The organism is Mesorhizobium sp. M7A.F.Ca.US.014.04.1.1, from assembly GCF_003998745.1.
Lineage (GTDB): Bacteria > Pseudomonadota > Alphaproteobacteria > Rhizobiales > Rhizobiaceae > Mesorhizobium > Mesorhizobium ciceri.
In genome coordinates, this window is sequence record NZ_RZRW01000331.1 from 1 (window position 1) to 6601 (window position 6601).

Annotated in this window: 8 protein-coding genes; 5 read left to right on the top strand and 3 right to left on the bottom strand. The window is 58.7% G+C overall.

The window, feature by feature from the left end:
- From EOA22_RS20910 to EOA22_RS20920, 3 genes are all read right to left on the bottom strand, one after another.
- On the bottom strand, positions 1-466 hold a 466-nt coding region (locus EOA22_RS20910), incomplete at its 3' end, for a pilus assembly protein N-terminal domain-containing protein (protein WP_206521307.1).
- Positions 467-519: 53 nt separating this feature from the next.
- Entirely contained in the window at positions 520-1554 is a 1035-nt protein-coding gene (gene cpaB, locus EOA22_RS20915) for a Flp pilus assembly protein CpaB (RefSeq protein WP_063170092.1), read from the bottom strand.
- Between the two features lie 78 nt (positions 1555-1632).
- Complete coding sequence (locus EOA22_RS20920; RefSeq protein ID WP_063170093.1) at positions 1633-1857, bottom strand: Flp family type IVb pilin; 225 nt, start codon at positions 1855-1857, stop codon at positions 1633-1635.
- Between the two features lie 531 nt (positions 1858-2388).
- Between EOA22_RS20920 and EOA22_RS20925 the strand changes: the two genes are divergently transcribed.
- The 5 genes from EOA22_RS20925 to EOA22_RS20945 all read left to right on the top strand — a co-directional run.
- The gene (locus tag EOA22_RS20925; RefSeq protein ID WP_063170094.1) at positions 2389-3777 is read left to right on the top strand and encodes a CpaF family protein; all 1389 of its coding nucleotides are present in this window, start codon (positions 2389-2391) and stop codon (positions 3775-3777) included.
- A gap of 35 nt (positions 3778-3812) precedes the next feature.
- On the top strand, positions 3813-4745 hold the full coding sequence (locus tag EOA22_RS20930; RefSeq protein ID WP_245478663.1) for a type II secretion system F family protein: 933 nt from the start codon (positions 3813-3815) through the stop codon (positions 4743-4745).
- Between the two features lie 18 nt (positions 4746-4763).
- Complete coding sequence (locus EOA22_RS20935) at positions 4764-5714, top strand: type II secretion system F family protein (RefSeq protein WP_063170096.1); 951 nt, start codon at positions 4764-4766, stop codon at positions 5712-5714.
- A gap of 52 nt (positions 5715-5766) precedes the next feature.
- Positions 5767-6309: a tetratricopeptide repeat protein gene (locus EOA22_RS20940; RefSeq protein WP_127390193.1), complete on the top strand. Its 543-nt coding sequence runs from the start codon at positions 5767-5769 to the stop codon at positions 6307-6309.
- 1 nt (position 6310) lies between these two features.
- Positions 6311-6601 (top strand): prepilin peptidase (locus tag EOA22_RS20945; RefSeq protein WP_206521308.1); only part of this gene is annotated, 291 nt, incomplete at its 3' end.

The window sequence follows — 6601 nt, forward strand, 5'->3', positions numbered from 1 at the left end:
CCGCCAGTGTCCCCGCCAGCGTAGCGCCATCTTTCACATGCCCGCCAAGCCTGACCCTGCCATTGACCGAGCCCACTTCGATGCGCGACTTTGGCGCGACCTGGCGGATCGCCTGCGCCATGTCGCTGACATCGACGCCGACCTCGATCTGGAGGGCGCCGAGCGAGCGCTTATCGGTGGAGAACAGATTAACCGTGGTGGTGCCGGCGCCCTTACCGATGACGTAGAGCGTGCGGTCGGTCATTGGCTGGGCATCGGCGATCTTCTCGTCGCCAACGACGATGTCGCCCAGATTGGCACTCACCTGGATCGTCACCGATTGCGACATCGGCAGGAAAATCCGATGAACGCTGGGGGTCGACACATCGATGAAGCGGTCGGCCGCATTGGCCGCCAGGCCCGACAGCAACAGCGCCCCTAGGCACGACAACGCGGCCGTCGCTATCCCTAAGCAATATCCCCGCATCCCCGTCTCCCCACTCGCTGCCGGTGGCAGTCCCGTTTATTAGCCGCACCTTATCATGGTTGTCGCGGCACGTCATATGTCTCGAGCTTCACACCCCGAAAAACGCCGATCGTTGCCCGCGCCGGCGGCTCAGGCTGCACATATTTGACCACTTCCTTGACGACCGGCTGCGGTGCCGCCATCACGATCGGAGCAGGCTTTACCTTGCCCAACTCGTCGAGGCGGCTTCCCACCCGCTCCACAGCCTGCGTCAACCCGGCAATCTTGTCCTCGGCGCGCTTGCGCTCGGCTGTAGCCTCCGCTTCGGCCGCTGCCTTCCTGTCGAGCTCCGCCTGCCTGGCGGCGACATCGGCCGGCGTTTCGCCGGTCAGGTCGGAAAGCGTCACCCGCTCGGTCATTTCGCCCTTGCTGGCGGCGGCCTGGCGAAGCGCCAGCGACAATTGGCCGGCGCCTGCCGCAAGCGTCAGCTTCTGCGCGTCCTTGGTGCTGGCTTCCAGCGTTACGGACTTCACCACGGTTGGGCTGTCCTTGCTCACATCGGCCACCTGGTCGATGGCGAGCACCTTCATGCTCTGCAGCAGCACATCGACGAAACTCTTGTCCGCTCCATCATCGCCGCGCACCGTTCGCGTCAGCAGCACATCGACCCGGTCACCCGGGAAGACGAAGCCGGCGACGCCGAGCACGTCGTTCACCCTGATGGAAACAGCTTTCATGCCTTCGCCAAGCACCGCCGAAAGTGTGGCGCGTTGGCCTGGCCCAGTGATCTTGCTGGCGAGGACTGGTTCGTTGGTGCTGATGGTCTGAAGCGCTTGCCTTGTACCTTCGCCGGCCAAGGCTTCCTTTGTCGTCTTGAAAGCGCCTGCCGGTATTGCGCCCGCCGGCCATGCGACTTCGCGCAATGTGTCCGCACTCAGCGCATCGCCGAATTTCAGTGGTATCGCCGCAACCACGACAGTGCTGCCTTGAACAATACCCGTTTGCGCCATGGCGCTTCGCTGGCCAGCCAGCCAGATATTGACCAGCACAACCGCCAGGACACCGAAAATACCGGCAAGAACGATCATGATGAGTGTGTTCGCGCGCATGGTCCCAAAAACCCCAAGAAAGGCAACATATCGGGCAACAGGGACCCGGATCAGATCCGGGTCCCGATTGGAAAATGATCAGGGACCAGGAGTAGCCGTAGCAACAGTACAGTTCGTCACGCCAGCAACGCCCGTCAGCTTGCTGCAGAGATTGGTGAACGAGCCGTTCACCCACACTCCGATAGCGATGATCGTCACGATCGACGCCGCGGCAATGATGCCGATGAGGATGGAATATTCGACCATGGCAGCGCCGTTTTCATCGTCGCGGAACTGCCGGGTCATCGTCATGAGCTTCTTCATGTCAATTTCTCCCTTTGGAGGTTGGAACCCGACGAGACAGAGCAAGAGATGAAATCCATACCCAAGCATCCCCCGTCATCTCGATCCTAGGTCCCGAGAAAATGCAGAGTCAAACGACATTAAGGGTTCCTTAACTTTCATGTACCTGATTCGGCAAGAAGGTGGCAAAGTGAAATCTTATCAAGGGATTGATTCTTTTCATTTTTCGATCGCCCTTAACCATTCATTCACAATTTAGCCGCTCATGTGGCGAAACCGTGGAAGCATTAGAAGAAATGCATATTCCTTTATATCTAAGGACTTAAGCGGGAGTTTTGCTAATTTTCGCGGCGCGGGCGCATGAGCCTGAGAGCTGAGGATAAATTTGGGGAACTCCGCATGCCCTCTGCACCAAATAATCAAGGGATTTGCGGTCCTTGATCTTAACTATGCCGAAAGTAATGGCTGTGCGCCGGGCATCCAGGCGCTTGTGCGCTCGTTGGTTAACGTTTAGTTTCCGCTAATGCGTGTCCGAGGGGAGTATAAGCAATTATGCTGGGACGGTTCATCAAGGGGCCAAGCGAACAGCAGGCAGTGACAAAGGTCGAGCCGCTGGCGGTGCAGCCTGTTGCTCCGGCTCTTCTGCCAGCCGTTGATATTCAATCGCATGGTGACGATTTCCTGACGATCAAGGTCGAGCTGCATCGCCACTTGATCGACCGGTTCAACCTGACCGCGCTTGAAAGTGCTTCCAAGGATGAGATCCTGAACGAGATCCGTCCAATCGTGCGCGAGTTCGTTCGCGCTCGCGCGGTGCCGCTGAATGCGCGCGAACTCGATCAACTCACCAGCGACACCGCCGACGAGATGCTGGGCCTCGGGCCGATCGAACCGCTGCTCAAGGATGATTCCATTACCGACATCCTGATCAATACTCACAAGCGCGTTTTCATCGAGCGGCGGGGCATCGTCGAAGAGACGCCAATCCGGTTTCGGGACGAGGCCCATCTGCTGCGCGTCATCAACAAGATCGTTTCGGCTATCGGCAGGCGGGTCGATGAATCGTCGCCCATGGTCGATGCCCGGCTGGAAGACGGCTCACGTGTCAACATCGCGGTGCGGCCGGTCTCGGTCGACGGCCCGCTGGTATCGATCCGCAAATTCTCGAAGAATCCCTATTCGCTCGAACGTTTGATGGCATTCAATTCGATCCGTCCGCCGATGATCGACCTGCTGCGGATCGCAGTCCAGGCGCGCAAATCGATCCTGGTTTCGGGTGGCACCGGCAGCGGCAAGACAACGTTGCTCAACGCCTTGTCGAGCTACATCCCTTCGAAGGAGCGGCTGATCACCATCGAGGATGCGGCAGAACTGCAATTGCAGCAGCCGCATGTCGGCCGGCTCGAGACGCGCCCGCCCAATGTCGAGGGCAGGGGCGAGGTTCGCCAGCGCGAATTGCTGAAGAACGCGCTGCGCATGCGACCGGACCGCATCATCGTCGGCGAGGTGCGCGGCGAGGAAGCTTTCGACATGCTGCAGGCAATGAACACCGGCCACGAAGGCTCGATGACGACAATCCATGCCAACACGCCGCGCGATGCGATCTCGCGGCTGGAGCAGATGGTCGGCATGGCCGGCATGCCGATGACGCATGATTCGATCCGGGCGCAGATCGCCTCCGCCATCGACATCATCGTCCAGACACAGCGTCTCTCGGATGGCGGCAGGCGTGTCACCTCCATATCGGAACTGACCGGCATGGAGGGCAATGTCGTGCAGCTTCAGGAAATCTATCATTTCGTCCGCCGTGAGGTGACGGCCGAGGGCAAGGTCGTCGGAGACTTTCGCGCAACCGGTGTCCGTCCGCGCTTCGCTCCAGAGGCGGCGACGCTTGGCCATCATTTTGCCAAGGACGCCTTCAACCCGCAGGTTGCCCTCTGATGCCGACTGGTCAAGCTCTGCTATACTTCATCTACATGCTGGCGGCAGCCTCGGTCATCCTCGCCGGCGAAGCTCTTTATCTTTCATTTGCCGGCCGCCGCTCTCGGTCTCTAGCAGTCAATCGCCGATTGAAGCGGCTCGCTGGCGACGTCCCGGCCGAACAAACGCTACAGGGATTGCTGCGGGAGCGTGGCCTCACTGACTCCGGCGACTTTCTTTTTGGAATGGTGTGGCTGAACAGACTCTATACTCAATCCGGCATCACCGGAAATCCCCTGACGTTCGCCGCGACATTCCTGCTCGTCGGACTAGCGATGGCGTTGCTCCTGGTACTCTTCAATTTTTCCGCTTTGGCGTCGCTTCTTATCTTTCTGGTCGTAGGGCTTGTCCTGCCGCTTCTCGTCCTCCGGCGCGCCCGCAACAAGCGAATCCAGAAGTTTGCCAAACAGCTGCCGGACGCGCTCGACATGATCGTTCGTTCGCTGCGCGCCGGACACCCGGCTTCGGTCGCCATCGGTCTGGTCGCGCGCGAAATGCCGGATCCGCTCGGCACCGAGTTCGGCATCGTCTCCGATGAGATCACTTTCGGTCTCAGCATCGAGCAGGCTGTGCGAAAGCTTTCGCAGCGTGTCGGCTTCGAGGGTCTTCAGTTGCTGTCGGTATCCCTGTCGATCCAGGCCAAGACCGGCGGTAATTTGACCGAAATCTTGTCCAACCTATCCTCGGTACTGCGAGAAAGGCAAAAGCTTCGAATGAAAATTCGGGCGCTTTCCGCTGAAGGGCGCGTATCGGCCTGGATTATATCACTGTTTCCGCTCGTCATGTTCTTGATCCTTCAACTTCTTGCTCCCTCCTATTATGGAGGCGTGTGGCACGATCAGCTCATTTTCCCAGTCTTCACCGTATTCGGGGTGTGGGCTTTGTTGGGGGATTTCATCATGTATCGAATGGTTAATTTTGATTTCTAACAGGGGCGACGAATAAAATTGTTTTCGAATATTCAGGATCTGGGTTTCTTGGTATCTATCGTCGTGTTTGCGGCGGCGGCATCTTTTTTCCTGTTCGGTGCGCTCGTCTTCCTGCCGGCTCTGCAAACACGAAAGCTCGTCGCGCAGAGCCTGATGGGCGAAGGAATTACAGACCGCCGGTCAATGCTTGGACAGGACGTGCTTGCCAAGCTTGCGGCACAACGGCCAGTCGACGCCTACTTCAAGTCGATCGAAAAGGAGCGCGATGAGCCGAATGCTTTGGAGGCGAAGCTCTTTCGTGCCGGCTTTTACAAATCAAGTGCACCGCTGGTTTACACCCTGTCCCGTCTGGTTGCAGTCTGCATTGGGTTTTTGGCCATCTATGCCCTGCTGTCGCGGGTCCTTCCACCACAGCTGCCTGGTTTCATAACCTTTGCCGGCTCTGCTTTGTTCGGCCTGGCCTGCATGGTGATTCCGAGCATCATGCTCGATCGCTTCGAGAATGGTCAGAAACGAATCTATCGCCGTGCCTTTCCCGACTTCATGGACATGATGATCACATGCGCCGATGCAGGCATGAGCCTTGAGGCGGCGGTCGAACGTGTGAGTCACGAAATGGCTGCCACCCACAAGTGGCTGGGGATCCAACTGTCTATCATGAATTTGCAACTGCGCGCCGGCAAGCCGTTGCGGGAGGCGTTACGGGAACTCGCCGATCGCATAGGCCTTGAGGAGGCGCGGGCACTAGCGGTGCTGTTCCGGCAATCGGAAGAACTCGGCACCAGCCTCACCGATGCCTTGCGTGTTTATAGCGCCGAAATGCGCAGTCAGAGAATTCTGAGTGCCGAGGAGCGCGCCAATTCACTCCCGGTCAAGATGATGATTCCGTTGGGTCTCTGTATATTCCCAGTCGTGATGGTGGTGATCATGTTGCCGGTCATCATTCGCATGAGAGGCGTTTTCTTCTAGTTTAGTATATCATTTGGCCCTAATGTGAGTCGGGGGCCCAGGGGACGGACGTATGAAGAGGGTTATCGCGGCCGCGGCCTGTCTGCTCATGGCGGTGCTTGCCGGTTGCCAGACGGCGGACAAAACCGACGGTGTCGTGCGCACCAACGAGCCGTCGAAGGGCGACGTGACGTCTTTTGGCGATGCTTTCGACGGACTGAAAACGGTCGGCGACGTCGAATACTATGCCTCGGACCAGGCGGTCGCGGAAGCCAAGAACCAGTTCCGCGCCGAGAATTACGGCAATGCCGGCGCACTGTTCTTCAAGGCGACGCAACTGGCACCCAATGATGGTAACGCCTGGATGGGGCTGGCCGCCTGCACCGACCGGATCCACCGCTTCGACCTGTCCGACCGGGCCTATGCCAGGGCCTTCAAGCTGGGCGGCGCGACGCCCGAATATTACAACAATGTCGGCTATTCCTACCTGCTGCGCGGCAAGTTACAGGATGCCCGCTCGAACTTCCTCAAGGCTTACGAGCTGGCGCCCAACGACCCGACCGTCGCCAACAATCTGAAGCTTTTGTCGTCAAGCGTGCAGAACGTCGAGCGCTAGCATGTTGCTTGCCGAAGCGCTGCTGCTGAAGGTGCTCGCAATCCCTCTGCTGGCCAGGATTGCCTGGCTCGATTTCACCACCCAGAAAATTTCCAATCGCGACGTGCTGCTGCTGCTCTGTCTGGGCGCCGGGGGCCTGCTGTTGCTGTCGCTCCAATCCGGGTCGTGGTGGGACATGGGACTGAGCACCAGTGCAGGGCTTCTGTTGTTCGTCGCGCTCTTGCCCTTCTGGGCCTTGCGCAAGATCGGCGCCGGCGATGTCAAGCTGATAGCAGTCGTGCCCTTCCTGATC

Coding starts and splice junctions, on each gene's coding strand:
- cpaB (WP_063170092.1), bottom strand. CDS start 1,554: ATGCGCGCGAACACACTCATCATGATCGTTCTTGCCGGTATTTTCGGT.
- EOA22_RS20920 (WP_063170093.1), bottom strand. CDS start 1,857: ATGAAGAAGCTCATGACGATGACCCGGCAGTTCCGCGACGATGAAAAC.
- EOA22_RS20925 (WP_063170094.1), top strand. CDS start 2,389: ATGCTGGGACGGTTCATCAAGGGGCCAAGCGAACAGCAGGCAGTGACA.
- EOA22_RS20930 (WP_245478663.1), top strand. CDS start 3,813: ATGCTGGCGGCAGCCTCGGTCATCCTCGCCGGCGAAGCTCTTTATCTT.
- EOA22_RS20940 (WP_127390193.1), top strand. CDS start 5,767: ATGAAGAGGGTTATCGCGGCCGCGGCCTGTCTGCTCATGGCGGTGCTT.